This is a genomic window from Odoribacter sp. N15.MGS-14, assembly GCF_000980245.1.
GTDB lineage: Bacteria > Bacteroidota > Bacteroidia > Bacteroidales > Marinifilaceae > Odoribacter > Odoribacter splanchnicus.
In genome coordinates this window covers 1-26,946 of the sequence record NZ_LARE01000045.1, presented here as the reverse complement: position 1 = coordinate 26,946, position 26,946 = coordinate 1, and the positions used below count along the sequence as shown (strand labels likewise).

Genomic DNA, 26,946 nt, shown 5'->3' with positions numbered 1-26,946 from the left:
AACTCAAAGCTGCTACAAACGGTAAAGAATTTACACACAAGGTTGTTTATAGTGCCAAAGGACGTCAGGACGTAGTCATTACTTTGAAAGCCACCGTCGAGCATCCAAAAGCTGCTACTGTAGGTGAAGGGATCAAAGAATACTGGGATGCAGCCATGACTTATGTCCGCCTGAATGTAGAAGTAGTAGACGCCGTTAATAAGTGCGATTTCATCGCAGACTTGTTGAGTACTTTCAATGGTAACAAATTGGAATTGAACGGAAAAGATAACACATTCACCGATTTCACTACTTTGAATTATTCATTTATTTTCTCTGATAAAAACGTAAACCGGGAAGTAACTGGTCTGGATGGAACCAAATACAACCTGAATGTACAAGACAATGGAAAATCCCTGTATGCCGATAATACTAAAATCGCTTCTCTGAGCGATGCTACCGATGCCACGGTAACAGCTTCTGTTGTAACCTATGAAAATAACGAGGTGGCTAAAAACTTACTGAACAAGGCAGGACACCTGGAATTAGGCGAAGGGGCGACTTTCTACGCCTGGATGAATGTAAAAGCGATCAATGGTTGTGGTCTCGAATATCCGTTATCCAATGGTGAATTCAAAGCTTACTTCCTGCGTCCGGTAGATGTGTTGAAACAAGAAGAAGCAGCCACCTTAAGAGATGCACAGACCAACGGATCTACGATCAATTTAATGGATCTGATCGAACTGAAAGACTGGAGAGAAGAGGCATTCCAATTTACACCTGTAAACTTCTATGACTACTACAAAGTTGAACAAATCGTAGCTTTAGCCGGTGACCATGCTGACGTAAAGTATCCGATCTATACCACTTTGAACGGTAACAAACTGGAAGACAAAGTTGAGCTGGGTAGTGTTACAAAAAAACTAGTTCTGACAGCTAGCGAAGGAATACCAGCTGCTGTTCCAACCAGTGAGGCAGATCTGGCCAATTACGGTACTCTGACCCTGAAGAATAATGGAGCTGCCGTAGGAGCCTTTAAACTAAATGTTCCTGTCAAAGTCGTATATAAATGGGGTGAAGTAATCGAATATATCGTAGTAGATGTATTAGCTACTCAAGGTAACTGATTATTCCCTACGAAATTCTGTTAACTTTTAAGTAGTAAAATGAATGAGGCGGTGAAGAAGCTCACCGCCTCTGTTTATCCTCATAAAATTCTATTATGAAACAAACAATTTTAGCCGCCTTGCTTTTAGCAAGCACTACTTCTCTTTTCGCCCAAAAGGAGACAGAGAAAATTGAGTTCCGCCCGCATTGGTATATGCAGGTTCAGGGAGGTATCGGTCATACGATCGGAGAAGGTAAGTTTTCCGACCTGGTGTCACCGGCAGCAGCCCTGTCGGCAGGCTACCGTTTTACGCCCGTGTGGGGATTGCGCGGAGGATTCAGCGGATGGCAGGGGAAAGGCTGTTGGGTGAATCCCCGCCAGGAGTATAAGTTCAATTATGCACAGCTGAACGCAGAGGCTACTTTCGACATCGCCAACAGCCTCGGAGGATTCAATCACAAGCGTTTCTTCAACCCTTATCTGTTTGCAGGTATCGGGGTCAACATGGCTTTCAACAACAACGACGCTGTTGCCCTCAATGAGGCTGGAAACAAACTGCAATATCTATGGGATGACACCAAGGCTTTCGTGGCAGGCCGTCTGGGAGTAGGGATGGATTTCAGGATTTGTGATGCCGTAGCGTTTAACCTCGAAGGGAATGCCAATGCCCTATCCGACCATTTCAACTCAAAGAAAGCAGGAAATGCCGACTGGCAATTCAACATTCTTGCCGGCGTGAGCATCCGCTTCGGCAAGGGATATACCAGGAAAACACAAAAGGCTGCCCCGACTTCTATCCCACCCCGGAACGTACCGAAAGAAGAGCCGAAAGAGGACCCGAAACCGGTTGTCGTGCCTGAAAAAAAGACAGAAAAACTTCAGCCGATACAGGTAAATGTGTTCTTCAAAATCAATTCAGCTGTGATCCGCCCGGAGGAAGCCGGCAAAGTGGATGAACTTGCCGCTTATCTGCAAAAAAATCCGGCAGCGCAAGTTACCCTGACAGGATATGCCGATGTGCAGACCGGCAATCACCGTCTCAACAAGACGCTTTCCGCCAGACGTGCACAGGCCGTAGCCGATGCACTCACGGCAAAAGGCATTGCCGCCGACCGCATCACCGCCGACTTCCAAGGCGATACCGTCCAGCCATTCGCCACTCCGGAAGAAAACCGGGTCACCATCTGCATCACAGCAGACGCTCCGGGCATGTAACGACACAGACATCCCCTAAAAGAAAATTGCCCTCTGAAAGCCGTTCAAAACTTTCAAAGGGCATTTCCTAACTTCGTCATCCAGAATCAGCAAAACAATGCCTTTTCCGTAAACTCCCCGACTTTCAGGTATTTCCGATAGATTTCCTCATACAGCTTCGCATTGGCAGCATTGGGAGTATATTCCATAGCAAACCCGGAGCTCATGGCTTTCTGAGCATCTTCAACACGGTTATATACCCCGGCCGCGGTAGCCGCAAACATAGCAGCTCCCAGAGCACAGGCCTGATCAGTCTTACAGACTTTGATCGGCATATTCAAAACATCACTCAGCGTCTGCATAACAAACGGAGATTTCAAAGCAATTCCTCCGATTCCGATCACGCTATCGATCTGAACCCCCTCATTCCGGAAACGATCGACGATCGCCTTCGAACCGAAAGCGGTAGCCTCTACCAAAGCCCGGAAAATACGGGGAGCGGTACTTCCCAAAGTCAATCCGGTAATCGTTCCCTTCAACAACTGATTGGCATCCGGGGTGCGCCGTCCGTTCATCCAATCGGTAGCAATAACCGTACTTTCTTCCGCCGGTATCTTTTCAGCCTCGGCCGTCAAAACAGGAATAATCCGGTTGCAAGCTTCTTCCACAAGCCGCTCTTTCATCTCCTCATCCAGCAAATCGCTCTTTCCGACTATCTCTTTCAACGGGAATTCCAACACCCGTTTAAACCAGGCATAAATATCCCCGAATCCCGATTGTCCAGCTTCCAAACCGACCATACCGGGAATAACCGACCCATCTACCTGCCCGCAAATGCCTTTGATCAGTTTATGTCCGATCTCCTCATAAGTAGCCACCATGACATCACAAGTCGATGTACCGATCACCCGCACAAAAGTATGCGGAGTGACCCCGGCTCCGACAGCTCCCATATGGCAATCGAAAGCACCTCCTGCAACCACGACTTCTGTAGTCAACCCCAGGCGTTCAGCCCATTCCGGTGATAACTTACCTACCGGTTTATCGGCAGTCTCCGTCTTTTCAAACAAGCGTGAACGAAAACCGGCCAACAAAGGATCTAAAGTGGTCAGAAACTCCTCACTGGGTAATCCTCCCCATTGTTCATGCCACATCGCTTTATGGCCACAGGCACAACGGCTGCGGACGATATCGTCACTCTTGGTCACTCCGGTGATCAAAGCCGGCAACCATTCACAATATTCTACGATCGAATATGCTTTCGCCCTGACATGCTCATCTTCACGAAGTACATGTAAAGCTTTTGCCCAAAACCATTCCGACGAATAGATTCCTCCTTCATAAGCCGAATAATCGATATTCCATTCTCCGCAAAGTCTATTGATCTCGGCAGCTTCCCGGATTGCCGTATGATCTTTCCAAAGTACAAACATCGCGTTCGGATTCTCAGCGAATTCCGGCAAGAGCGCCAGAGGAGTCCCCGTGGCATCGGTAAAAGCAGGGGTACTCCCGGTTGTATCGAAAGCGATCCCCACCACTTTTTCCGCCGTACCGGCAGGACAAGCCGCCAAAGCCTCTTTCACCGAAGCTTCCAACACATCGATATAATCCTGCGGATGCTGACGATATTGATTGATCGCCGGATTACAGTATTTCCCCTCTTTCCAGCGGGGATAATATTTCACAGCAGTAGCCAGTGTCTCCCCTGTCAGCGCATTCACAACGATCGCCCGGGCCGAATCACTACCATAATCTAAACCTATAACGTATTTTTCCATATCTTCTCTAATCGAAAACTGAAAATCGACAGAAATAATTGTCAATTATCAATTAACAGAGTGCTTTATTCAGCATATAATAAACTTCGTTCATACGGAGTTCTTTCTTGAATTCCGGAATGGTGGTGTTTTTGTCGATCACAACCATTTCTATCCCTGCTATCTCGGCATAATCTTCCCAATATTCGGTAGTCAGGTCATACGAAAAACTGGTATGATGCGTACCTCCTGCCAAAATCCAGGCACCTGCACCGACTTCCAGATTCGGTTGCGGTATCCACAAAGCCGAAGCAACGGGAAGTTTAGGTAATTTTTTACTCTTGATACAATCCACCACATTGACAATGAGACGGAAACGGTTACCCAAATCCACGACAGTAGCAGCAACTCCTTCTCCTTGTTTGCTGGTGAAAACCAAACGGGCGGTTTCGCTGTCGATACCGATACTCAGCCGGTGTACTTCGAGCCGTGGTTTCTGCTCTGCAATCAACGGGCATACTTCCAGCATATGAGCCTGTAAGATGGCACTCTTTTCCCCATCGAAATGCAAGGTATAATCTTCGAGGAAAGAACATCCTTTAGGTAATCCCTGACTCATAAACCAGGTAGTCCGGTAAAGAGCCGCCGTTTTCCAGTCACCTTCCGCCCCGAAACCATATCCTTCAGCCATCAAACGCTGTGATGCCAAACCCGGAATCTGATCGAACAATCCCAGATCGTTGAAATTGGTTGTAAATCCTTTTGCTCCGGTATCTTTCAACAAACGGCGCAAGGCGATCTCGGCTTTTGCAGAGTTCCAGACTTTGGTATAAGCTTCCGTACCGGTCTGTTCCAGAGCAGCATCATGCTCGTATTCTTTAAAATAAGTAGCCACTAAAGCCTGTACCTCCTTATCCTCGACAGCCTGATAATAAACCATCAGATCATTCACCGGGTAATAGTCGACATGATACCCCAATACCTGTTCTGCAGTCACTTTATCCCCGTCGGTCACAGCCACATTATTCATCTGGTCACCGAAACGAAGGATCAGCATATCCTGAGCATCGGCCCAGGCAGCAGCGACACGCATCCAAACTGCAATTTTTTTCTGAGCGGCCTCATCCTGCCAGTGCCCCACCACCACCTTACGGGGTTTACGCATACGGGTCACGATGTGCCCGAACTCCCGGTCACCGTGAGCACTCTGATTCAGGTTCATAAAATCCATATCTATGGTATCCCAGGGGATTTCTTTATTAAACTGAGTATGGAAATGCAACAACGGTTTCTTCAGTTCCTGCAATCCATGAATCCACATCTTAGCCGGAGAAAAAGTATGCATCCAGGTAATTACCCCGATACATTTCGCATCATGATTAGCAGCCTTGAATGTTTCCGTGATTTCTTTCGCCGAATTCACCGTACCTTTATATACTACTTTCACCGGCAAATTTCCGGATTCATTCAATCCTTTTACCATCTCATTGGAGTGAGCATCTACAGCCACAACAGCATCTCCTCCGTACAGCAGCTGAGCTCCTGTCACAAACCATACTTCAAAATTTTCGAAAGCCATAATTATTTTAAATTGATAATCGACAATTGATAATGCTATCCATTTTCAACAGTCAATCTGAATTATTACTTATTTTACCTATTATATTCCGGCAATGCACCCGACAGTAAAGGTCAACTGTGCATTGTCAATTCAATTTATTGTCCGTAATAAGCATTCGGACCGTGTTTACGGAAGAAATGCTTCTGAATCAGATAAGGATTCATAGATAAACGGGGGTTAACCGTAAATGCCACAAAAGCCATCTTAGCCACTTGTTCCATCACCACAGCATGGTGTACCGCTTCGTGAGCATCTTTTCCCCAGGAAAAAGGACCATGGTTTTTGACCAGTACTCCGGGGATATATTCCGGGTTCAACTTCCGGAAACGTTCCACAATCACATTCCCGGTTTCCTCCTCGTAGGCTCCTTCGACTTCCGCCTGAGACATATCCCGGGTACAAGGAATCGGCCCACTGAAATAATCCGCATGTGTGGTGCCGATATTCGGTAGATCGATACCGGCCTGAGCCCATGACGTAGCATACGTAGAATGGGTATGCACCACTCCTCCGATCGCCGGGAAAGCCTTGTACAACACCAGATGGGTCGGAGTATCCGAAGAAGGTTTCAAACTCCCCTCTACGATATGCCCGTCTAAATCCACTACTACCATATCTTCCGGTTTCATCTGTTCATAAGCTACACCGGAAGGTTTGATCACCACCAGGCCCGATGTCCGGTCGATAGCACTGACATTCCCCCAGGTAAAAATAACCAGGCCATGCTTCACCAATTCCAGATTCGCCTCACAAACCTCTTTTTTCAATGCTTCTAACATAACTACTATTTTAATTTATTACCAGAAATACCAATAGAACACAACGGTAATCAGTATAATGATAGCGGAATGGATGACATCCCATTTGTTCCAGCTAGCACGGGTAACCGCCTTTTGTTCGTCTGTCGTCGAACCGAATGTCAGGCCGACGATCTGTTCTGCAGGTGCCGGTGTTGTGAAACGGCTAACAACCACAATCACCAGCATACAGAACAATAACATACCTCCACAAAAGAACAACCAGTTCGTATCGTAAAACAGATATTTAAACCAGGAATCGCTGAAAGTCGCTCCCGAGGTATAATACACTTTAGCCCCCAAACGGGTGATACCGATAATAAATCCGGCGATCAAGCCCCACATACCGCCTTTCGGAGTTGCTTTTTTCGAGCAAATACCCAATAAGAAAGCCGCTGCAATACCCGGTGCCAGTACAGATTGTACATCCTGCAAATAGTTATACAACACCGATCCTACACTTTTCATTACCGGAATCCAAAGAATACCTAACACGACTACCACTACCGTAGCGACACGTCCGACATAAAGCAAAGTCTTTTCGGAAGCCTTCGGTCTGTATTTTTTATAGAAATCGATTGTAAATAACATAGCGGAAGAGTTGAATAAAGAAGCCAGCGAACTCATCAAGGCTGCCAAAATACCGCATACGACCAACCCCTTAAAACCGGCAGGCAATAATTTAGCTACCAAAGTCGGGAATGCAGCATCGGCGGAACTCATCGTAAATGTTTCCCCATTCACGGTAATACCGTGTTTTTGCATAGCAAAAGCAACCATTCCCGGAATCAGGAATAAGAAGACAGGCGTCAGTTTCAGATAAGCACCGAATATAGCCCCCCGCCGAGCCTGAGTTTCATCTTTACCCGACAATACACGCTGTACGATAAACTGGTCGGTACACCAATACCAGAAACCGATAACAGAAGACCCGATGAACACCCCTAGCCAAGGGAAATTGGTATCCCGGTTACTCCGGATCAGATTGATCATCGAATCACCATATTCATTTACCGGAGTCACCCGACAAGCTTCCAACACCTGATCCCAGCCTCCGACAGCTTTCAAACTCAACACCAGAATCACCAAAGAACCGATCAGCAAAATCGGAGTTTGAAGCACAGAAGTATAAAGCACCGATTTCATACCACCGATCACCGTATACAAAGCAGTCAACAGCACCAATCCGATCGCAGCGATCCAGAAGAAATCGATTCCCCATAGTTCCTGAATACCGAACACTTCTTTGAAAACCAAACCTCCGGCATATACCGTCACGGCTACTTTAGTCAAGACATAACTGACCAAAGAGATTACCGATAAAATCGTCCGGGATTCTTTATTATAACGTCTTTCAAGGAATTCGGGCATCGTAAGCACCATACTTCTGGAATAAAAAGGCACGAACACCCAACCGAGAATCAGGATCATCCAGCCCTGAATTTCCCAATGTGCCATAGCCATTCCACTCGAAGCACCGGCACCGGCTAAACCGATCAAGTGCTCGGAACCGATATTCGAGGCAAAAATCGAGGCCCCGATAGCCAACCAGGTTGCATCACGTCCGGCCAGAAAAAAGTCGCCGGAACTTTTCTGTTTTTGTTTGAAAACCCAGACAACGATTCCAATCATGGCAATCGCAAAAAGGGCAATTACGATATAATCTAATGTTCCCACAATAATGATATTTAAAAATGAATATTTAGCGATACACTTTATTTCTCTACAGAAAATTTATAGATACAACGACTGGAATAAGTCTGCCCCGGTTCCAGGTAAACAGACGGCCATCGGGGTTTGTTCGGAGAATCGGGAAAATGTTGTGTTTCCAGGCAAACAGAAGCCCGTTGGTTATAAACGACCCCTTTTTTCCCTTTCACAGTTCCATCCAGGAAGTTGCCGGTATACACCTGAATACCGGGCTCATCCGTATATACTTCGAGTACTATACCGGACTCAGGCGAAGACAAACGGGCAGCGACAGTAGAAAGATCTCCTTCAGTGTTCAATACAAAATTATGGTCGTAACCGTTTCCAATTTTCAACTGAACAAAATCATAACGGTCTATCTCCCGTCCGATTTCTTTCGGTTGAGTGAAGTCCATAGGCGTTCCGGCCACCGGAACGATCTCACCCGTTGTCATAAAGGTACTGTCGACCGGAGTATACCCATCCGCATTCACATACAACAAATGATCCGTAGCGGCAACAGCCGGATTACCCGACAAATTGAAATAAGAGTGATTCGTCATATTGATCACCGTTTTCTTATCTGTCACAGCCTCGTACTGAATATCGATAGCATTATCATCTGTAAGATGAAAGCGCACTTTCGCCCGTACATTTCCAGGGAAATTCTGATCGCCATCCGGAGAAAAACGGGTCAGTTCGAGAGTCGTACCATCGATCTGATTAGCTTCATATATCTGATATTGCCAACCTTCCGGCCCACCGTGTAAACAATGTCCATAGTTATTCTGCGGCAATTGAATAGTTTCGCCATCGATTTCGATTCTCCCCTGTGCAATCCGGTTAGCATACCGACCGATAGAGGCACCGAAATCACTGGGTATATTCCGATAATCTGCCAAACTATCGAAACCCAATACCACATCTTTCCTATTTCCATGTTTATCCGGAACCAAAACAGACACGATACGGCCACCGAAATTAGTGATACAAACTTCCATTCCGGCCGAATTCTTCAAAGTATAGAGACCGGCCTGTTTCCCATCGATCTCTGCCTGAAACTTCTTCGGATTCAGTCCGGAAAGAGTTGTCTCTTCCTTTGCTTTTGGGGAACAAGAACTCATGATTCCTGCAACAACCACCAAACCCAATACAAACGTTTTCATAATCTTTGCTATAATTTATGATTTAGATTTCATTTTAGTATGTTCAAATTTTCAGGACTATTCATTTTTGAAACGCCCACATAAGTGTTTAAAAAACACTTCAAATATAGTGTGTATAAAACACTTTAAAAATATTTTTTACAACTTTCTTTGAAATATTTTCAATAACTCACTGTATATCTACCGATTAATAAAAGTAATTTAGACTATTTTTAAATAAAAATCCGGGTATCACCGACGTCATCGTCGTACTCCTTATTATTAAAAGTACGATAAATTCAGATCCCGATGAACATTTGTAAAATCTGCTTTTTTTACATAAATTGCGCTCCTTTATGATAAAGAAAGAAGCCTGACGCAAACGATAACTTTTTCGAAAGCAACAGGCAACAGATTAAGACACACCATTAATAAATTTATAACAATAAAGAAATCATGGATACTCGTATCGTAAGAAATCTATTCAAAGAAAAATTCGGAACCGAAGGAATGTTGTATTTCTCTCCCGGTCGTATTAACCTCATCGGCGAACATACAGATTACAATGGAGGATGTGTTCTTCCAGGTGCCATCGATAAAGGCATCTTAGCAGAAATCAAACCCAATGGGACAGACAAAGTCCGGGCCTATTCGGCAGACCTGCAAGCTTATGCCGAATTCGGCCTGAACGAAGAAGATAAACCCGAAGCTTCCTGGGCACATTACATCTTCGGAGTATGCCGCGAAATGCTGAAACGGGGGGCACAAATCAAAGGTTTCGATACCGTTTTTTCAGGTGATGTACCTCTTGGAGCCGGTCTTTCATCATCGGCAGCCCTCGAGAGTACTTTTGCTTTTGCTCTGAATGAGATTTACAAGGCCGGATTCGATAAAAAAGAATTGGTACTGATCGGACAGAAAACAGAACACCATTATTGCGGGGTAAATTGTGGTATCATGGATCAATTTGCATCGGTTTTCGGTAAAGCAGGCAACCTGATCCGTCTGGATTGCAGTACGATGGAATATGAATATATCCCTTTCGATCCACAAGGCTATAAATTAGTATTGATCGATTCTGTCACCAAACACGAACTGGTCGATTCACCCTATAACAAACGCCGCCAATCCTGCGAAAGGGCAGCAGCAGCTATCGCCGGTAATCATCCGGAAGTAAAACTGCTCGGAGATGCAACCCTGGAAATGCTGGAAGAAGTTAAAGATAAAATCAGTGAAGAAGATTACATGCGGGCAACCTATGCCATCCAGGAAAACAGCCGGCTTGCCGATACTTGCGAAGCTTTAAAACGAGGTGATTACGAAACCGTAGGAAAAAACATATACGCTACCCATCATGGCATGAGCAAACTTTATGAAGTCAGTACCGAAGAATTGGATTTCCTGAACGATGTCGCCAAAGAATGTGGGGTAACCGGTTCACGGATCATGGGAGGTGGTTTCGGTGGATGTACGATTAACCTGGTAAAAGACGCTTATTACGACCGATTCATCGAAACAGCGATCAGTCGTTTTAAGACAAAATTCGGTAAAGAACCGAAAGTATATCCGGTAACCATCAGTGACGGAGCACGCAAATTGAATTAAAACAAAATCATCCTAGCTAAAAAATTCATGGAGAGGGACTCCCCGGAAGGTTTTTCCTCTTCATGAAGAGGAAAAATAATAACAATGACAACCTATCCGATCCGGGCTGCCCAATCGGTAACAATCTAGCGTAACACAGGAGACAGAGGATAAACCAACACCCCGTCCCCCGTGAGCTATTTTATTTTTTCAGGAAAGCCTGGTATTCTTCCCACAAGCTATCTGTCGTCACTTGCTCGCCGAAAATATGTTTCATGGCTTTATCGAAGCTCCAGGGAACGATCTCTAAAGCCGATTTATTGAATTTTCTCAGGAAATCCGGATCTTTGCCGGTCAACCACTCCAGAAAAAAGCCGGTCGTCCGGTACCCATCCATCCAGTGTCCGCCCGGTTTACGGCTATCCACCGGGAAAAAGCCATTATGATAACGGACTGCATCGGCCATTCCTTCGATAAATACCCAGAATTCGGTTCCGGGTTTATAACCGCCGATCCCCTGAGGTTCCAGTTGGTAAGCATGAGTCAGCTCGTGATAAAGCACTCCCCGGGTTTCATAGAGCACCTTATCGTCTCCCTGGCTATCCTCCGATTTTTCCACCCACCGGGAACTATAGAAAATATTGACCACCGGCGGTTGTCCCCCTTTGGCCGAAATACCGTCGGTATCCTCCAGGTTGTATTCGATCTTCTCTACTCCCGGCATAGAATCCGTCGCCGACCAATAAAGCGTCTGAGCTACCCATAAAGCATGTTGCTGGATGAAAGCTTCCGGTTCGGGTACGATCCGTCTATAAATCTGAGCCCCCTTCGTTCCGGCCGCCTTATCTTTAAAATCAATGACAGGATAAGAGAAATTCTTCCAATTCGGAGCCTCCCACTTTTGAGCCCATACTCCTTGCGAACAGAATAAAACGAACAGAACAAACAAAACTTTGAAGTCCTTCATATCATACAAAACTTTGAAATCTAAAAAAATCATGAAGGCGATCACTTCGACAAAGTAAAACAGTCGATATCCGGAGCCCAATTATAACTGTTCCCCATCCGGACCGTATTGTATCCGGGTTTCAGAGTCACCGGAACAGTCACAGTCCGCAGCCCGTTATCGTCCCCCAGTTGTTTCAACACCTGTTTTTCCCCATTGACCGTCAGTTCCAGCTGCCGCCCGGCACCCTGTGTATATTGAACGGTCATCCGGTATTGTCCTCCTTTTTCGCTATATACCTCTTTCCATTCTGCATAATTTTCCGGTTGTCCCCCCAAATACCCGACGATCATTTTCCCGGAAGTACCTTCTTGCGGAGTATATCTGACTGCATTCGGATTTTTACCCAAATCATCGAATAAAGGCAGGTAAGCCCATTCGGCTTCGTACACTGTCGGTTCGATCCGTTTTTTCCCTTCGATCCGTAAAATCATCGCCCCATGGGCCGGAACTTCCTGTTTCAACGCCCCGTCCACTTTACCCAAATCGCGGTGTTTCACCAAATCCCTCACCTTTACTGTACCCTCGAACTCGAGATCTGTCAAAGGTACGGTGAAAGAACAAGGCTGCTCAGAAGGATTGTAAAGCGCTACAGCACGCACCTTCCCCCGTTTTTGTTCGATATCTTTTACCAACACATAACCTTCATTTTCGTGCTGAACGACATAAGCTTGCAAACCCAGCGGATCCTGATTCAGGGCTAAAAGTTCCTTATTTTTCAATAGCTCTAAAGTGGCATCCGACATTTTCTCCAGATTACATCCGATCAGCAAAGGCGAACTCATGATACACCATAAACCGAAATGAGCCTCTTCTTCGGTTTGGGTCAATCCTTCTCCCCCTACCGGGCTGGCTTCCCGGAATCCGACCACCATCATGTCCATATCGTTATAATGTCCGTCTCCTGCATAAGCCGACAGATAAAGATTTTTCCCGACGACATATTTTATCGATTCCCATCTGGCCTGGATATCACCGCTAATCCGCCAGGAACCGGCCACTTCTTTCGCCCAGGTACCCGGATAAGCCCAACGGCAAATGTTAAGGGCGACCTGCCGGTTTACGATATCGATATACTGACGGATATCGGTATACCGGTCTCTTTCGTTCAACCCCAGATAACTGCCCCCGCAATAATCGATTTTAATAAAATCAAAACCCCAGTCCCCGAAATACAGTTGGGCATCCTGTGCTTCGTGCCCGTAAATTCCGGCCCCGATCCCCGCTTTATCCTGATCCGACATAGAACCACAGGTATTATTCCCGGCATCCGTATAAATACCGGCCTTCAACCCCAGATTGTGGATATGATCCACGACGACTTTCATACCGTTCGGAAACCGCTGTGCATGTTCATGCATCTTTCCGGTTTCATCCCGATAACCGAAAAATCCGTCATCGATATTTATAAACCGGTATCCTGCATCTTTTAAGCCCTTCTCCACCATCAAATCGGCCTGATGCTTGATAATATCTTCGCTGATATTTACGCGGTAGGCATTCCACGAACTCCATCCCATTAAAGGAGGTTTACAAGCCGGCTCCTGAGCCGTCGTTCTTCCGCCAAGCAGCGATAGCGCCGCTAAAGCCATCAAAAATTGTTTTTTCATGTGTAGTTATTTATGTGTTACTGTCTCTACAAACAAAGCCCTTAAAATTTATAAAAGCCGGCTTGACTTCATAATTCGAAATATCCTTGATAGCCCAACAAACAATAAACAAAATCGGGCGGAAATGACTCTAAAACATCCAGTCCGCTATATCGGCAAAGCCGGATACGAATTTTTACTATCGCTTTTCATGTCATTGGTCCTGAAAAGCATTGAAAAAGCTACGGTTTCAGTTCGTTGACATACTTCGAATAATTCAGCTCAAAGTTAGAATAATTATATTTATTTAGCAATACCGTATGGGATTCCGTCCCGGAATCCCATACCACTATAAATATGAATGTCTACTTACTTCACTTTCTCCAACATCTCCTCATACGACTGGCAGTAATACTCCATGACAGGCATTCTTTTTCCCCCTACCGTCATGGTCCGGCCGGAAGTGTCTTCTTTGCCTTTCAATGCTTTGACACGCTCTTCCAGCAAAGCGGCGAACTTCTTGCGTTCTCCGGCATTTTTCCATCCTTCCGCGCCCTGTCCGTAAAACAACGCGTTACAGGCATAAAACATCTGATCTTCCACCATGCGGCTAAAACGATTATACTCGGTCATCGCTTCCAACAGGGCTGCCCACTCCGCCGTGCCGATAGTTCCATCCACCAAAGCGGCAGCACGAATACCCTCCGCTTCCGGCACCCGGTATTCTTTCATGAGGGCATAATAGGCTTCCAGTCCGGCAACATCATACCCAACGATTTTCTTCGCCTCCCGCCTGAGGTATTTCCTTGCACCAGCTTCCCACACCCTCTCCAGATGCAGACCGGCCTTTTCACCGTAACGCTTCACCAATTCTGCCTTGCGGGCATATACCGACCGGAAGACAGCATAATCCGGAGTAACATAACCACAGAATATCCGATATACATTTGTATCCGTAAACACAGCGTCCGTCTTGTCTTTCAGGAAATCATCAGCTACGGAACGAATAGTCCCCGACATGGCGGCATCGTCGAGTAAAGCCAGGTATTCTCCGATAAATTCCGATGAACGTTCACCAGCGGCATAGCGTTTGTGCATACCCGCTAATCCGCCTCCCTTCACACCATTCTCCGCAAAGTCTATCAATTCGTCTACACTCAGATAGCCGGCATGACGGCATAGTAACTCGCCCTTCACATTCAACACCAACAGGGTGGGATAAGCATTGACATCATATCTCTTCCGCAATTCCACGCCCTCGCCTTTCTCCATGTCTATTTTTACCGACACGAAACGGGGATTGAAATACTCACCCGCTTTCTCCTGGACAAATTCTTTAGACGCCATCAATTTGCAAGGACCGCACCAACTGGTGTAACAATCCATAAACACCAATTTGTTTTCGGACTTGGCAGCCTCCAAAGCTTCGGCAAAGCCGCCCTCGCGGAAGTTGATCTGTGCCGAAAGAGATAAAGCCATTGCAGCCATAAATACAGCTAATACTATCTTTTTCATTCTATTGCAAATTTAATCGTTTAATACGCCGGACCGACATACCCGACTATCAGTCCGGCACTGTATCAGGAATAAAACCATTATCTCATCAATACGGGAAATCAGGTCCCATTCCATATAATTCCGCATACTTAGTAAAGGCATAATAATTCGGGCTCGCATAGTCCTGTAAAGGACAGGCATAGCATACCTTCTTCAGGATTCCGGTTCCGGTTACCGTATGCACCGGTTTGCCCGAAGGTTGTCCACCGGCAATCTTATACATCGACAACGTATATTCATCGCCATTTTGTATACCGATAACGATATAATCAAAAGATGAACCGTAAAACAAATCGGCCATATAAGTAATCGTTCCCGCCGGTAACCCTTCCACCGGTATGGCAGAAGTTTCGGTACCTTCCGTAAGGCTATAACGATACAAACGGTTGTCGTCTACTCCATAAATAGAGGTAGAAGTCAGTGCATTTCCGGCAATTACATCTGCCTTGGCTAAATGAAGGGAAGCATCTAACCGGATGACCTGATCGATACCTCCTCCCGGTTGTAACACAACCACATAACGTCCTTCCCCGGCAACGTCGAACAAATACCAGATCGTATTTTTACCGGCCCGGTGATTCCAGCCCGATGCCACAGGAGCCGCCTGTTCCCAATCCACTTTAACTCCCTCATAACCATCCTTGTACTTAATTTCTTCCATATCCGAACCGGAGGTATACATCAACCGCCGGGTTTCTCCGCTCCAAAAAGAAAGATTCTGCCCGTCGTAAGCCTGAATGAATGAACTGGTCCCTTTTCCGGCAGGATAACCTAATTTTCCGGTGCTGTATTTACTAGCGAACCTTCCACCGCCAAGATCATCCAGTCTTACTCCCTTATTCGAGAACAGCATATTCCCTCTCATTGCAGAAACCATAGCATAAGGCACCTCTTCCCCGTCCATCTCAGAAAAAAGCAACGAAGACCGGTCGAAAAGTGTCGACATATCTATCGTAGAATAAATCGAAAACTCATTCTGTCCGCTAGTGACAAAAACACCCGTAGCATAGGTCGATTTTGCCGTTGCGGGATCGATATAAATTTTGTTATATACCGGGCACATATTGCAAGGTTTCCCGCTTTGTGCTTCTCCCTGTACTGAAGCAATCACGTCCGGTATGACCGTCTTTTGACGGTCATTGTAAAAATCCATATCCGTGTTTCCGTCCGTCGTTTCTTTTAAAATATAAAATCCTTCCGAAAAGGCCGAAGTCACTTTCAAAGAAAATTCTGTCAGGTTGAAATAACCGGTTTCTTTATTCGTCACTTCGCAAACAACCGTATAAGTTCCGATTTTCAACTCCACAGGATAGGAAAGCTTTTTTTCCGCACCGATTTGCACGGTACGATAACCGTCTTCCGTACGGTCGCTGAACTCCCCGCCGTATATATACCACCGGTATTCCAGTTCCGTATCGGAATACCCTGTCACTTTCGGTGTCAATTCCAATACTGTCGAATAAGCGATGGCTGACGTATCGGCAAACTCCTCTATGGTTATTTCATTCACCATACTTTCCGGGGTTGCCATCGTACTGTCGTCTTCATAACAACCGGTAATCCCAAGTATGCAAGCCCAAAACAGGCCAATATATATTTTTTTCATCTTCTTACTGTTTAAATCATTCATATTACCTTCCCCATTCTTTCGGTGTAAAATCGACCGGCTTCCCGGTATCACTTTCCTTCCAGACGTCGAGCTTATTCTGCAGGCGTTCTACATTCTCCTGCTCCAACTGTTCGGCAAACCACCCGGCCAGCCACTCAATGTAGTTGGGATCTTTCGGTGATAAAGTTCCGAATCCGTATATATCTGCGAAAAGACTGTTGATATATTCGTCATCCCAACTTTCTTCCGTCCATTTAATCATCAATTCATGCTTTTTCTCCCCATATTCTCCGAAATAATAATCCAAAGACGCCAAATCCCAGGCATTCGGTTTAGACAGACGGTCGGAAACCGTCAGCGTATAAGTAGAAAATTCCGGATAGCCTGTTTTGAAATTTGCATTTTCTCTAAAAGTGATTCGCAAAACGACATTCCCTTCTGCCAAAGAAGGATCACGTTTCAGGATCACCGGAATATGAGCGGTTGCCGAATGGGCAGGAACAACATAGAACTCCGCCAGTACCGGATCGTCAAATGCTATATAATGCGTACCTGCAACGGCATTCTTCGTTCCTTCCACCATCACTTGCTGCAAGGCCAGCGGACGGTCTTCCGCTGAAAGTTTTCCCATAATATCCACATCTAACCATACCGTATCGCTCAATTGTCCTTCCGGTGTTTTCAGTTTGAAAGAATGGCTCCCGTTTCGCATCATCTCAGTGACCTCTTCCGTACTGAGCTGGCTACCATAATTAAAATTCAACAAACAATCCGGATCTTCAAACACCGGTAAATCTTTTTCACAGGCAGTAATACACAACAACATGCTGCATAACCATATATTCAATCGTTTCATCGCTATTCGTTTAAAAAAATTAAGGATTAAATTCCGTATTTACACAATTCCACAAGATATAATCATCCTCCGTCATTTCCTGAGTCTCCAACCACAGTATATCCTTGACCTGATTTCGCTTGTAGGTATAAAACAACTGTCCTTCGGCAAAAAACTCCCGCCGGTATTCAGCCATCAGCTCACCGGAACGATCGTTTAAACCGTCAAATACATCTTTATCCAAAGCGACACCACATTCCAGCATATAATCCTTATACAAAGCATTGGCTTCACTGAGCGAAGGTGTTGTCTCCACCGCAATCAAATACATCTCGGACATCCGGAGCATGGGTATAATCTGATAATACAATGCTTTATTCTCCACATCATCGGCAAAATAATATTTCAGAATAGTTGCATTCTTCTTCGAAGTTGAAGATTTGGCATTTTTGTTCCACATGAATGCATAACGGTTGTCCGAATCCGTCGGAACTCCCTCAAAAAGCCGGGTCAGACGTTCGGGCGTAATATAGAGATAGTTTACTCCGGTTTGTACATCAGCCCCGCCGATCAGAATCGAAGCAACATCTTTCACATTATATTTACTCAGATAAAAAAGACACTCGTTCGGGCAGGCCTTATAACCGTTGGTTTCACGATCACTGCTACCGCTCAGTGTCATCACCGGATTTCCATCCCGGTCTTTGGCATCGATGACCGCCTTCGCTGCATCGTAAGCCATTGCCAGATATTTCGGATCGGCTTTCCCCAGATAAAGATACGTCCGGGCCTGCAAAGCCTTTACAGCCCAATAGTTCAGACGGGACTGCCGGTAACACATATAGGTATCTTCAATCTCCACCGACGAAGGTGCATTCAATTCTTCAAAAGTATATCCGAAAATCGGATCATTGTCTTTGAGCAGCTTTTCAGCTTTATCAAGGTCGGCGATCAATTTTTCGCTATATCCGGTGAAATCATAGCGGGTGGCTCTCTCGTCGAAGGCCGTCACTTCGGAATAAGGCAAGCTTACTTTTGTTCCTTGTCCCCCGGGGACTTCACCGAACAAACGTAAAACATCCAACTGACAATAGGCACGGATAGCATAGGCTTCACCGAGGATTACCGAACGGGTTGCTTCGTCGGGGAAAGCGGCTGCATTATCTTCTGCATGTTTGATAACCAGATTGGCCTGAACAATGATATTATAAAGCTTGGAATAAATAGCCTGGACAGCCTGCCGTGCTCCGTCATTGTCGTATTCGTGCAACATCAGGTGATAATCCTGATACCGATCGCTGGTAGACGAGGGTTCATCCGGCATATGCCACAATCCGGCCAAAGCTTCCGTACAACTCATCGTCAAACGGCAACCATACACATCTTCGTTAGCCAAAGCCATATAGCATCCGGTGAGAGCATCCCGAAAACCTTTGTAGGTCGAAAACTGATCTTCTTCTTTCTGTTCCGTATCGGGACGCACATCCAGCCAGTCGTTGCAAGAAACGGCCGACCACCCCAACAGGGCTATAAATCCTATAAATTTATATATTTTCATATCTATCGTTATTTATCCTGTCGTTAAAATAAAAATTTTATACTTCCCTGAATATTCCGGGCAAAAGGATAACTGGTACCCCGTTCCATCTTGATTGTCGAGAAATGCCACAAATCGGACATATTCACACCGAAGGTCACCGATGTCGCCCGCATGTATTTCTTTACCCACGCAGAATCCCATTTATACTGAAGCCCGACAGACTGAATCTCGAACACCTTATCGTCCATGACAAAGCGGGAAGTGGCACGGGTCGAACTATCGTCGTATTTCCTGAATGGAACGATATCCCCCGGTTTCTGCCAGCGGTCGTACAGAGCCCGGGCATCCACATTCTGTGCCATCAAGGTGGTACGCCCGACTTCTACCCGGTCGATAATCGTCGAATTGTACCTCTTCCCACCCCAATAGAAGGAAGCCGATACATTTACCGTCAATCCTTTCCACATAAACATCGTATTGGCAATACCCCGGTACCTGGGATCTGCCTGACCGACATAAACCTTATCGGAAGCCTTCCAGATATCCGTCCGGTTACCGTCTTTATCCAAAAAAATCTCCTGTCCGTTGGCCGGATCGATTCCCAGAGAACGAACGACATAAATACCGTTTTGCGGACGTCCTTCATAAAACAGATTGGCGACATCTACATCCTCTTTCAGATAAGCCTCGTTCTGGGCTTTAATGGCTTCCGACAACTTCGAAACATAATTCTTATTGTAAGTCAGCTGACCACCGATAATCCAGTTGATATCCCGCTCAGCATTCCGGATAACATAAACACTGGCAGAGGCTTCCCAACCGTTGTTTTTCACTTCTCCGACATTGTCGACGTAGGAAGCAAAACCGTTGGAATGCGGCAGATCCATATTGGAAAGCAAATTAGAGGTTTTCTTGGTATAAACGTTGAATTCCCCCTTCATACGTCCTTTCCACAATCCGAATTCCACCCCGAAGTTGAATTCATCGGTTTTCTGCCAGGTCAGATAAGGATTACCCAATCCCTGCAATTCCGCTCCGGTCCAATACATATACCGGTTGTCCGTAATATATTTATACAACGTATTGGCACCGTCGGATCCCTGCTGTGTACCGGTCTGTCCGTAAGAAGCTTTCAACCGCAGAATATTTGCAAAACTACCCTTCAGGAATTTTTCATTGTGCAGGTTCCAGCCGATACCGGTACTCCAGAAAGGAGCATATCTCTTTTTCGAACCGAAATCGGATTTCCCATCCACCCGATACGAAAAATCCACGAAATAACGGTTATCATAGATATAATTGACATTGGCTGTCAATCCCAACCGACGGCTTTTGGATTTGGATCCGCCGGGACCTTCGTCTTTGGCATATTGCCGGGCACTGGCCAGAAAATGGATATCCTCATTCGTAAAACCTTCGGCAGCGATGGCATAATTATACCCCTCGGATTCATTCAGCGAATAATCCAAACCGACATACACCTGATGTTTATCGGCAAAAGTCCTGGTATACGAAAGCGTTATATTCCCGGTATATTCATTCGTACGTCCGGTGGTATAATCATAAGTTCCCCGGCGCAGGAATCCCTCGTCGGTTTCATATTGCGAATCGTCGGTGAAAGTGGAATGTTCTGCGGGCAAAAACCGATCAGACGTATTGTCCGTAGCCGTAATCCCGACTTGTCCGCGTAAGGTCAAGCCTTCGAACGGATTCCATTCTATGGCGAAATTATCCGTCAGCGTACGGTAACTACTCTTATCGAAACTGTTCAGGGTGGCATCGTACAACGGATTTTGATATCCTTGGTAATGAGCATGAAAACCGTCGAACATCCGCACCAGTTTTCCATTCTCATCATACGGAGCATTATAGGGTTGTTGTTTTACATAATCACTGAACGTACCGTATTTACTCTCTTTACTTTTGGTTGTCCCGTAAGAAGCCTGATTTTTAAAGGTGAAATTTTTCACTTTATACATTAAGGTCAGAGAGGTGTTCAGACTTTTACGCTCGGAATCCCGCATGGCTCCCTGTGTATTTTTATAGCCCACACTGGCACTCCAGCGGAATTCGTCGCTTCCACCCTCCATACGTAAATTATAATGCGAACCGACCCCTGTGTGCAACGGTTTACTCAACCAGTCGGTATCTGTGCCGGAGGCAATTGCCCTTTTCCGTTTGGCATAAGCCTCTTTATACCATACATCATTACTCGGCAGGCTTTCATTCTTATACAATCCGAGATCCCACTCCAGCTGCAATTTTTCAGCCGCATTCAACAAATCGTAAGAAGTCAGGTCAGGAGCTTCGATATCGATCCCTATTTCTGCATTAACGCGCAATTTACCGGCTTCCGGTTGCTTTGTCGTCACCACAATCACTCCGTTAGAACCCCGCGAACCGTATATCGCCGTAGCAGCAGCATCTTTCAGGATATTGATCGATTCGATTTCCTCGTCGTTATAGTCCATCAAACGCTCCAATGCTATTTCAAAGCCATCCAGGATGATCAACGGGGTATTCACCTCATTGCTCAGGCTTTCGTTATACTCCTGTACACTCATAGGCAGAGAAGAATTACCCCGGATATTCACTTGCGGCATCCGGTTGGGATTGCTACCGTTAATATTATCCACAGCCAGATTAATGGACACATCTATATTTTTCAGTGTCTGAAGCAGATTCTGGCCTTTATAGATTTTCAATTGCTCCTTATCGATCGATGAAACAGCTCCGGTATAACTCTCTTTCGCTTTCTTGAAAATACCAGTCACCACTACTTCCTCCATCTCTGCCACCTCTTCCTGCAGGGTAACGTCCAGTTCGGTACGTGTGCCCAAAGGAAACTCCTGCATTTTCATACCGATCATCGAGAAAACCAGAACGTGTTCACCTTCGGGTAAAGTCAGGGTATATTTACCGTCGATGTCCGTAGAAGTTCCCAGCGTCGTCCCTTTCAATACTACCGTTACTCCGGGAAGTACATGGCCGGCAGCATCCCTGACGACCCCCTTTACCACTTTTCCATTCACTTGCTTCCGGCTAACTGCCGGACGCACGATAACGGTCTGGTCTTCAAAAACAAATTCCACATTCTTATCGGCAAACAAACGTTTCAGCAATCCACCGACCTCTTCATCGTCGGCCCGAACCGTCAAAACATTTTGTCCCTGAAAATGCTTCTGATCGTAAAAGAAAAACAAACGGGTCTGTTGCTGAATTTCTTCAAACAACTGCATCACCGTACAATTCCGCAAGTTCAGGGACACCCGTTGGTTTTGTGCAACCGACCTGGCCGATACACTCACACACCCCAAAATCATGAATAAAACCATTAATTTCATCATCCTTCCGATTTGCCTTAATTTCCCGGACCTGGGAAATCGTACAATTTCTTTTTTTTTCATAAATTTGTGAATTGGTTAATACTATTATTTGCTATGATAGTTTGATCTCCGCCGGAAGAGGGTGGCAGCCCTTTTCCGGTTTCTTTTGTTATTTCACTTGAATAATACCTTGTTGGATAGTAAAATGTACACTGGTGGTACGTTCTATCTTTTTCAACACGTTTTCTATGGTCTCGCTCCGCTCCAGTACTCCGCTGAATTTACGCGTCCGGACCGTCTGATCGGTAAAAACAGCCTGTACACAATACCAGTCGGCCAATTCCGTCATAATTTCCTCCAACTCAGCCTCTTCGAAATAAAATACTCCCTCACGCCAGGCCGTATATTTGCGTACATTCACCTGAGTGACCCGGATCTGTGTCCCCACGGTTTCCGCCAGCTCGCCCGGTCGTAACACCACCTCCCGTTTTCCGCCGTTCTCCACCTGTACGCTTCCTTTTACCAACACTGTCTGTACCTTTTGCTTCCGGCAGGTATTTACATTAAACTCTGTTCCCAACACTTTGACAGCAACCTGACCGGCATGTACAATAAAAGGACGGTTTTCATCCCGGGTCACTTCGAAATAGGCCTCCCCTTCCAGTTCTACCTCCCGGGTATCGCCGAAAGCCACCGGATAAACCAAACGCGAGCGGGCATTCATCCACACCCGTGTCCCGTCGGACAACACCAAATGATATTCAGCTCCCTGAGGAACATCCAGCCGGTTCATCCGGCTGATCTTCTCCCCGCCCTGATCCGCAGCATAGAACAATTGTTTGTTTTCCGGATGATTCACCACCTCTTCTCCTGCCCCGATCTTACCTTCCCGGGCAGAAAGATCGATCCGGCGGCCATCAGACAGCGACAGGATAACACCGGGACGCCCACTCTGTCCAACGGTCTCCTGAGCATCGGCCAACTTCTCTGCCGGAGCCTGATCTTCACCATGCCACAAATAAAATGAAGTAAAAGCAATGGCAACCATAGCCGCGACAGAGGACATATAAGAGATCCGGCGATGCAGGCGTTTTCTTTGTATGGCGGAATTCAATTTTTTCCACGCCTGTTCCTGGTCATAACGATCCATATATTCCAACGAACGTCCGATCCGGTAACAATCGATGAAAGTTTTTCTATTTTGTTGTTTTTCATTAGTCATTATTCACTCTTTTTATATTGTAGAGTGAAAAAGTAGTTGAATGAATGACAAGTAAAATGTTAATATTTATTAAAACGAATAAAATAAAAAGGAGAGATGATAATCTTTTCTCAATTTTTTCAACGCCCGGGCTAAATGTGTCTTTAAGGTATTTACCGACATACCGAGTTCCAAAGCAGCTTCCACACATTTTTTATTTTCCAGGATAACCGCTTTGATGGCAGCTATTTCTTGCTTCGGTAATTTCTCCAATTTCAGCATCAATTCTTTTTCCTGCCGTTCCAGTTCTTCCCTTTCCAGGACAGCCTCCTGTGGAATCTCCACCGGGACTCCTGTCAGTAATTCCATCGGCACCAGCTTCTTCTTCTTCAAAACAGCCAATGCTGCATTATGTACGGAAGTATACAGATAACTACGAAAATTGCCGGTAATGGCGCGATAATATTTTCTTTCCCAGAAAGCGACAAAGAAATCCTGAACAATATCCTCGGCCAATTGGAAAGAATCGGTCAACTGTACGACATACACACACAATTGCATATGATACACATCGAACAGCAGACGAAACCCTTCCTCCGGCATTTCTTGCAGTAGTCTCTGGATCTCTTTATCTCTATCGGCACCATATCTCTTCATAATAACGCCCTACGATCGAAATCACAAAGATAGTAAAATTGACCTATATTGCATAAAGTAGAAATTTTCAGATTCACTGTTGTCAGCAGCAATATGGTAAGTAAAAAACAATCTCTTCGTTTCATTCCATCTTCTATTTCTTTAATTTTGCTTTCCGAAAACAACCGATCAGCACGTATAACGATCGAAAAAAAATAAAATCATGTCAATAGAAAAAGTCAAAGCTTATTTTGCCACCCTGGGTCGTGAAAAAGAAGTCATGGAATTTCCAGTGTCCAGTGCAACCGTCGAATTAGCCGCACAGGCATTGTCCGTCGAACCGGCACGTATAGCTAAAACCCTCTCTTTCCAAGGCGAAGACGAAAATCATTGTATCCTGATCGTCACTGCCGGAGACGCAAAAATCGATAACAGTAAATTCAGACATTTCTTCAAAATGAAAGCCAGAATGTTAAGTCCTGAGAAAGTGGTAGAATCGACAGGCCATGCCATCGGAGGCGTCTGCCCCTTCGCTAATCCTGAAGGCGTACGAACTTATCTGGATATTTCCCTGCAAAGATTCGACACCGTTTTTCCGGCCTGCGGCAGTAGCAATTCAGCCATCGAATTGCATTGTGACGAATTATTCCGATACGCCCTGGCTATCCAATGGATCGACGTCTGTAAATAAAAATCTTTAAGTTATCGGAACTTTTATCGCCGAAAAAGCAGCATTATTTCTGTATTTGTCCGTCTTCAGTATTCGGGATTGGAGACCCGGCCGTTTCTGCCGGCCATCTATCTTTTTGATCTATATCAAAAATGAAGCAAGATATTTCCCATACATTTGTCTATTATAATCTGAAATAAATCATCGATTCACATGAAAACAGAATTAGACAAATGTATGGCCGGTGAGTGGTACGACTGTCATGATCCTATTTTTATCACACAAAAAGGGAAAACCCGCCAATTGTTGGCACGCTATAATGCACTGCCTTACGAAGAGAAAAAAACAAAACAGGAAGTCTTGAAAGAAATGTTCGGCAGTATCGGTAACAACGTATCTGTCGGTACTCCGTTCCTATGTGATTATGGTTGTAATATTCATATCGGCGACAATGTATCTGTCAATATGAACTGTTCTTTTATCGATTGTAATAAAATCACCATAGGTAGCCATGTTTTAATCGCTTCCAATGTACAAATCTATACAGCAACCCATCCTATCGAGTTGTCCGAACGGCTCACTCCCGGTTGGACTCCGGATCAAGCTGCCTATTTCTGCCGTACTTATGCACTTCCTGTGACTATCGAAGACGGTTGTTGGATCGGTGGCGGTGTGATCATATTACCCGGAGTGACTATCGGCAAAGGGTGTGTAATCGGAGCCGGAAGTGTCGTAACCAAAAATATTCCGGCCGATAGTCTGGCAGTAGGTAATCCTTGCCGGGTAATCCGTGAGATCAACAAAAAATAAGTACATGGTAAAGTCAGTCGCTTTTGATTCAGACGGAACTATCGCATCACAGCTAAAGGAACCCGCAGCTGCTTCATTTCCCTGAAACAATGCGGACCGGATCCTGTTTCGTCATATCCTCCTCACAGTTCAGGCCCAGAGAAAACGGATTATTTCTTAAAAACAGGCTTTCATTCTGCAGCGAAAAGACAGACGTCATCTTACAGTTCGATTAAAGTACCCCCAAACAACAATCCTCCGGCAGAAAATCATGCCGGAGGATTGTTTATAGACTTCGGCTATTTACCCGTTCCTATCCAGGTACATTTATGCCAGATATATTCCAACGGACCTTGTTTATGCCTGGCCAGCCACCATTTACAAAATTTCAGTTGTAACAGAAATATCAAAAAGCCGACCGATAAACTAAGGGTATATCCGCAATAAGGGGCAAGATTCAGACCTATAGGGAAATAAATGAAAGCACCTATTATGGATTGAGAGATGTAATTGGTCAGGCTCATTTTACCATAAAAACGCAAACCGGCGACTGCTTTGCTGAAATTTTTATGTTGATAAAGCAGAATAAACGAAGCCACTAAAACCAAAGTAAAAGCCAGCTTCTGCCACATATCGAATGCCGTTCCCACAGTTTGCTGCACGATTGGGTCATTTTCCATGACCAGTTCCTTTAAGGTGTATAAAGGAGCAAAAGAAATAGCAGAAATGATGAGTACTTTTGTCCAAAAAGCTATATTCTTTTCATTCGTCATGAAAAGTTGTTTTCTGCCGATAAAAAAACCTAACAGAAATAATCCGGCAGTCTGTACGAAACGTCCGGCATTTACCGCCCATAAAAAACTTGCTTTTTGTCCCAAAGTAACGTTACCCAGGAGGAAATCCCTCCAATTTCCCGCTTTGGTGTAATCCGCCACTTCCCCGTACATCTCAGCAACTTTCAAATCCGGTAAGCGATGCGCCGGATTGATCAGGTTGGCTATGTAATGATACCACTCGACAGGCTGCAGGAGTAAGACAACTGCGGCGACCCCAATAGCCCTGTCGCTCCAGCTCCGGGTAAGAAATAAAACAACCCCGACAACAACAAACAACAACAATACATCTCCGGCAGGAAAAAAGGCGGCATTCCATGTTGCAAATACACCCAATAACACCAGACGCCACAGAAAACGATAGCCGAAATCCTTCCCTTGCTTTTTTTGATTGTTACTTTGCATGTAAAAGGTAAATCCGAACAACAATGCAAAGATGGCATAGGCCTTTCCGGCAAAAAGAGCAAAAATACTGTTCAAT

19 protein-coding genes and 1 pseudogene are annotated in these 26,946 nt (G+C 45.4%); 5 read left to right on the top strand and 15 right to left on the bottom strand.

The window, feature by feature from the left end:
* Positions 1-1,106, top strand: a pseudogene (locus WS34_RS10155) (hypothetical protein); the annotation flags it as partial.
* A gap of 95 nt (positions 1,107-1,201) precedes the next feature.
* Positions 1,202-2,302 carry an OmpA family protein gene (locus WS34_RS10150; protein WP_046404613.1) on the top strand — a complete coding sequence of 367 codons (1,101 nt, stop codon included), beginning with the start codon at positions 1,202-1,204 and terminating at the stop codon, positions 2,300-2,302.
* Between the two features lie 86 nt (positions 2,303-2,388).
* Here WS34_RS10150 and WS34_RS10145 read toward each other — a convergent pair whose 3' ends face one another.
* From WS34_RS10145 to WS34_RS10125, 5 genes are all read right to left on the bottom strand, one after another.
* The gene (locus tag WS34_RS10145; RefSeq protein WP_046404625.1) at positions 2,389-4,059 is read right to left on the bottom strand and encodes a ribulokinase; all 1,671 of its coding nucleotides are present in this window, start codon (positions 4,057-4,059) and stop codon (positions 2,389-2,391) included.
* A 52-nt stretch (positions 4,060-4,111) separates the two neighbouring features.
* The gene (araA, locus tag WS34_RS10140) at positions 4,112-5,617 is read right to left on the bottom strand and encodes an L-arabinose isomerase (protein ID WP_229053226.1); all 1,506 of its coding nucleotides are present in this window, start codon (positions 5,615-5,617) and stop codon (positions 4,112-4,114) included.
* A gap of 137 nt (positions 5,618-5,754) precedes the next feature.
* Complete coding sequence (locus tag WS34_RS10135) at positions 5,755-6,438, bottom strand: L-ribulose-5-phosphate 4-epimerase (protein ID WP_046404608.1); 684 nt, start codon at positions 6,436-6,438, stop codon at positions 5,755-5,757.
* Positions 6,439-6,456: 18 nt separating this feature from the next.
* On the bottom strand, positions 6,457-8,133 hold the full coding sequence (locus tag WS34_RS10130) for a sodium:solute symporter (RefSeq protein WP_118104803.1): 1,677 nt from the start codon (positions 8,131-8,133) through the stop codon (positions 6,457-6,459).
* 38 nt (positions 8,134-8,171) lie between these two features.
* On the bottom strand, positions 8,172-9,269 hold the full coding sequence (locus tag WS34_RS10125) for an aldose epimerase family protein (protein WP_502685465.1): 1,098 nt from the start codon (positions 9,267-9,269) through the stop codon (positions 8,172-8,174).
* 477 nt (positions 9,270-9,746) lie between these two features.
* Here WS34_RS10125 and galK point away from each other — a divergent pair, with 477 nt between their 5' ends.
* Positions 9,747-10,895 (top strand): galactokinase, encoded by a 1,149-nt coding sequence (gene galK / locus WS34_RS10120; protein ID WP_013610393.1) that lies wholly within the window; start codon positions 9,747-9,749, stop codon positions 10,893-10,895.
* Positions 10,896-11,076: 181 nt separating this feature from the next.
* Here galK and WS34_RS10115 read toward each other — a convergent pair whose 3' ends face one another.
* The 9 genes from WS34_RS10115 to WS34_RS10070 form a co-directional block, all read right to left on the bottom strand.
* Positions 11,077-11,841: a basic secretory protein-like protein gene (locus tag WS34_RS10115; RefSeq protein WP_022159937.1), complete on the bottom strand. Its 765-nt coding sequence runs from the start codon at positions 11,839-11,841 to the stop codon at positions 11,077-11,079.
* A gap of 41 nt (positions 11,842-11,882) precedes the next feature.
* On the bottom strand, positions 11,883-13,490 hold the full coding sequence (locus WS34_RS10110; protein WP_046404605.1) for an alpha-galactosidase D: 1,608 nt from the start codon (positions 13,488-13,490) through the stop codon (positions 11,883-11,885).
* 348 nt (positions 13,491-13,838) lie between these two features.
* Positions 13,839-14,984: a thioredoxin family protein gene (locus WS34_RS10100; protein ID WP_013610390.1), complete on the bottom strand. Its 1,146-nt coding sequence runs from the start codon at positions 14,982-14,984 to the stop codon at positions 13,839-13,841.
* Between the two features lie 88 nt (positions 14,985-15,072).
* On the bottom strand, positions 15,073-16,632 hold the full coding sequence (locus WS34_RS10095; protein WP_046404603.1) for a PKD-like family lipoprotein: 1,560 nt from the start codon (positions 16,630-16,632) through the stop codon (positions 15,073-15,075).
* A gap of 25 nt (positions 16,633-16,657) precedes the next feature.
* Positions 16,658-17,491 (bottom strand): DUF4843 domain-containing protein, encoded by an 834-nt coding sequence (locus WS34_RS10090; protein WP_286693709.1) that lies wholly within the window; start codon positions 17,489-17,491, stop codon positions 16,658-16,660.
* A gap of 19 nt (positions 17,492-17,510) precedes the next feature.
* Complete coding sequence (locus WS34_RS10085; protein WP_046404599.1) at positions 17,511-19,028, bottom strand: RagB/SusD family nutrient uptake outer membrane protein; 1,518 nt, start codon at positions 19,026-19,028, stop codon at positions 17,511-17,513.
* A 23-nt stretch (positions 19,029-19,051) separates the two neighbouring features.
* Entirely contained in the window at positions 19,052-22,357 is a 3,306-nt protein-coding gene (locus WS34_RS10080) for a SusC/RagA family TonB-linked outer membrane protein (RefSeq protein ID WP_157741818.1), read from the bottom strand.
* A gap of 148 nt (positions 22,358-22,505) precedes the next feature.
* Positions 22,506-23,558, bottom strand: coding sequence for a FecR family protein (locus tag WS34_RS15605; RefSeq protein WP_118104800.1), 1,053 nt, complete (start codon positions 23,556-23,558; stop codon positions 22,506-22,508).
* A 69-nt stretch (positions 23,559-23,627) separates the two neighbouring features.
* Positions 23,628-24,194, bottom strand: a complete 567-nt coding sequence (locus tag WS34_RS10070) for an RNA polymerase sigma factor (RefSeq protein ID WP_013610384.1) — start codon at positions 24,192-24,194, stop codon at positions 23,628-23,630.
* Positions 24,195-24,396: 202 nt separating this feature from the next.
* Here WS34_RS10070 and WS34_RS10065 point away from each other — a divergent pair, with 202 nt between their 5' ends.
* A complete protein-coding gene (locus WS34_RS10065) occupies positions 24,397-24,864 on the top strand; it encodes a YbaK/EbsC family protein (RefSeq protein WP_046404598.1) in 468 nt (155 codons plus the stop codon).
* A gap of 192 nt (positions 24,865-25,056) precedes the next feature.
* Positions 25,057-25,653 (top strand): sugar O-acetyltransferase, encoded by a 597-nt coding sequence (locus WS34_RS10060; protein WP_022159942.1) that lies wholly within the window; start codon positions 25,057-25,059, stop codon positions 25,651-25,653.
* 278 nt (positions 25,654-25,931) lie between these two features.
* Here the strand turns inward: WS34_RS10060 and WS34_RS10055 are convergent.
* The coding region (locus WS34_RS10055) for a DUF418 domain-containing protein (protein ID WP_046404596.1) at positions 25,932-26,946 on the bottom strand (1,015 nt) is incomplete at its 5' end.

Coding starts and splice junctions, on each gene's coding strand:
- WS34_RS10150 (WP_046404613.1), top strand. CDS start 1,202: ATGAAACAAACAATTTTAGCCGCCTTGCTTTTAGCAAGCACTACTTCT.
- WS34_RS10145 (WP_046404625.1), bottom strand. CDS start 4,059: ATGGAAAAATACGTTATAGGTTTAGATTATGGTAGTGATTCGGCCCGG.
- araA (WP_229053226.1), bottom strand. CDS start 5,617: ATGGCTTTCGAAAATTTTGAAGTATGGTTTGTGACAGGAGCTCAGCTG.
- WS34_RS10135 (WP_046404608.1), bottom strand. CDS start 6,438: ATGTTAGAAGCATTGAAAAAAGAGGTTTGTGAGGCGAATCTGGAATTG.
- WS34_RS10125 (WP_502685465.1), bottom strand. CDS start 9,269: ATGAGTTCTTGTTCCCCAAAAGCAAAGGAAGAGACAACTCTTTCCGGA.
- galK (WP_013610393.1), top strand. CDS start 9,747: ATGGATACTCGTATCGTAAGAAATCTATTCAAAGAAAAATTCGGAACC.
- WS34_RS10115 (WP_022159937.1), bottom strand. CDS start 11,841: ATGAAGGACTTCAAAGTTTTGTTTGTTCTGTTCGTTTTATTCTGTTCG.
- WS34_RS10110 (WP_046404605.1), bottom strand. CDS start 13,490: ATGAAAAAACAATTTTTGATGGCTTTAGCGGCGCTATCGCTGCTTGGC.
- WS34_RS10100 (WP_013610390.1), bottom strand. CDS start 14,984: ATGAAAAAGATAGTATTAGCTGTATTTATGGCTGCAATGGCTTTATCT.
- WS34_RS10095 (WP_046404603.1), bottom strand. CDS start 16,632: ATGAAAAAAATATATATTGGCCTGTTTTGGGCTTGCATACTTGGGATT.
- WS34_RS10090 (WP_286693709.1), bottom strand. CDS start 17,491: ATGAAACGATTGAATATATGGTTATGCAGCATGTTGTTGTGTATTACT.
- WS34_RS10085 (WP_046404599.1), bottom strand. CDS start 19,028: ATGAAAATATATAAATTTATAGGATTTATAGCCCTGTTGGGGTGGTCG.
- WS34_RS10080 (WP_157741818.1), bottom strand. CDS start 22,357: ATGATGAAATTAATGGTTTTATTCATGATTTTGGGGTGTGTGAGTGTA.
- WS34_RS15605 (WP_118104800.1), bottom strand. CDS start 23,558: ATGACTAATGAAAAACAACAAAATAGAAAAACTTTCATCGATTGTTAC.
- WS34_RS10070 (WP_013610384.1), bottom strand. CDS start 24,194: ATGAAGAGATATGGTGCCGATAGAGATAAAGAGATCCAGAGACTACTG.
- WS34_RS10065 (WP_046404598.1), top strand. CDS start 24,397: ATGTCAATAGAAAAAGTCAAAGCTTATTTTGCCACCCTGGGTCGTGAA.
- WS34_RS10060 (WP_022159942.1), top strand. CDS start 25,057: ATGAAAACAGAATTAGACAAATGTATGGCCGGTGAGTGGTACGACTGT.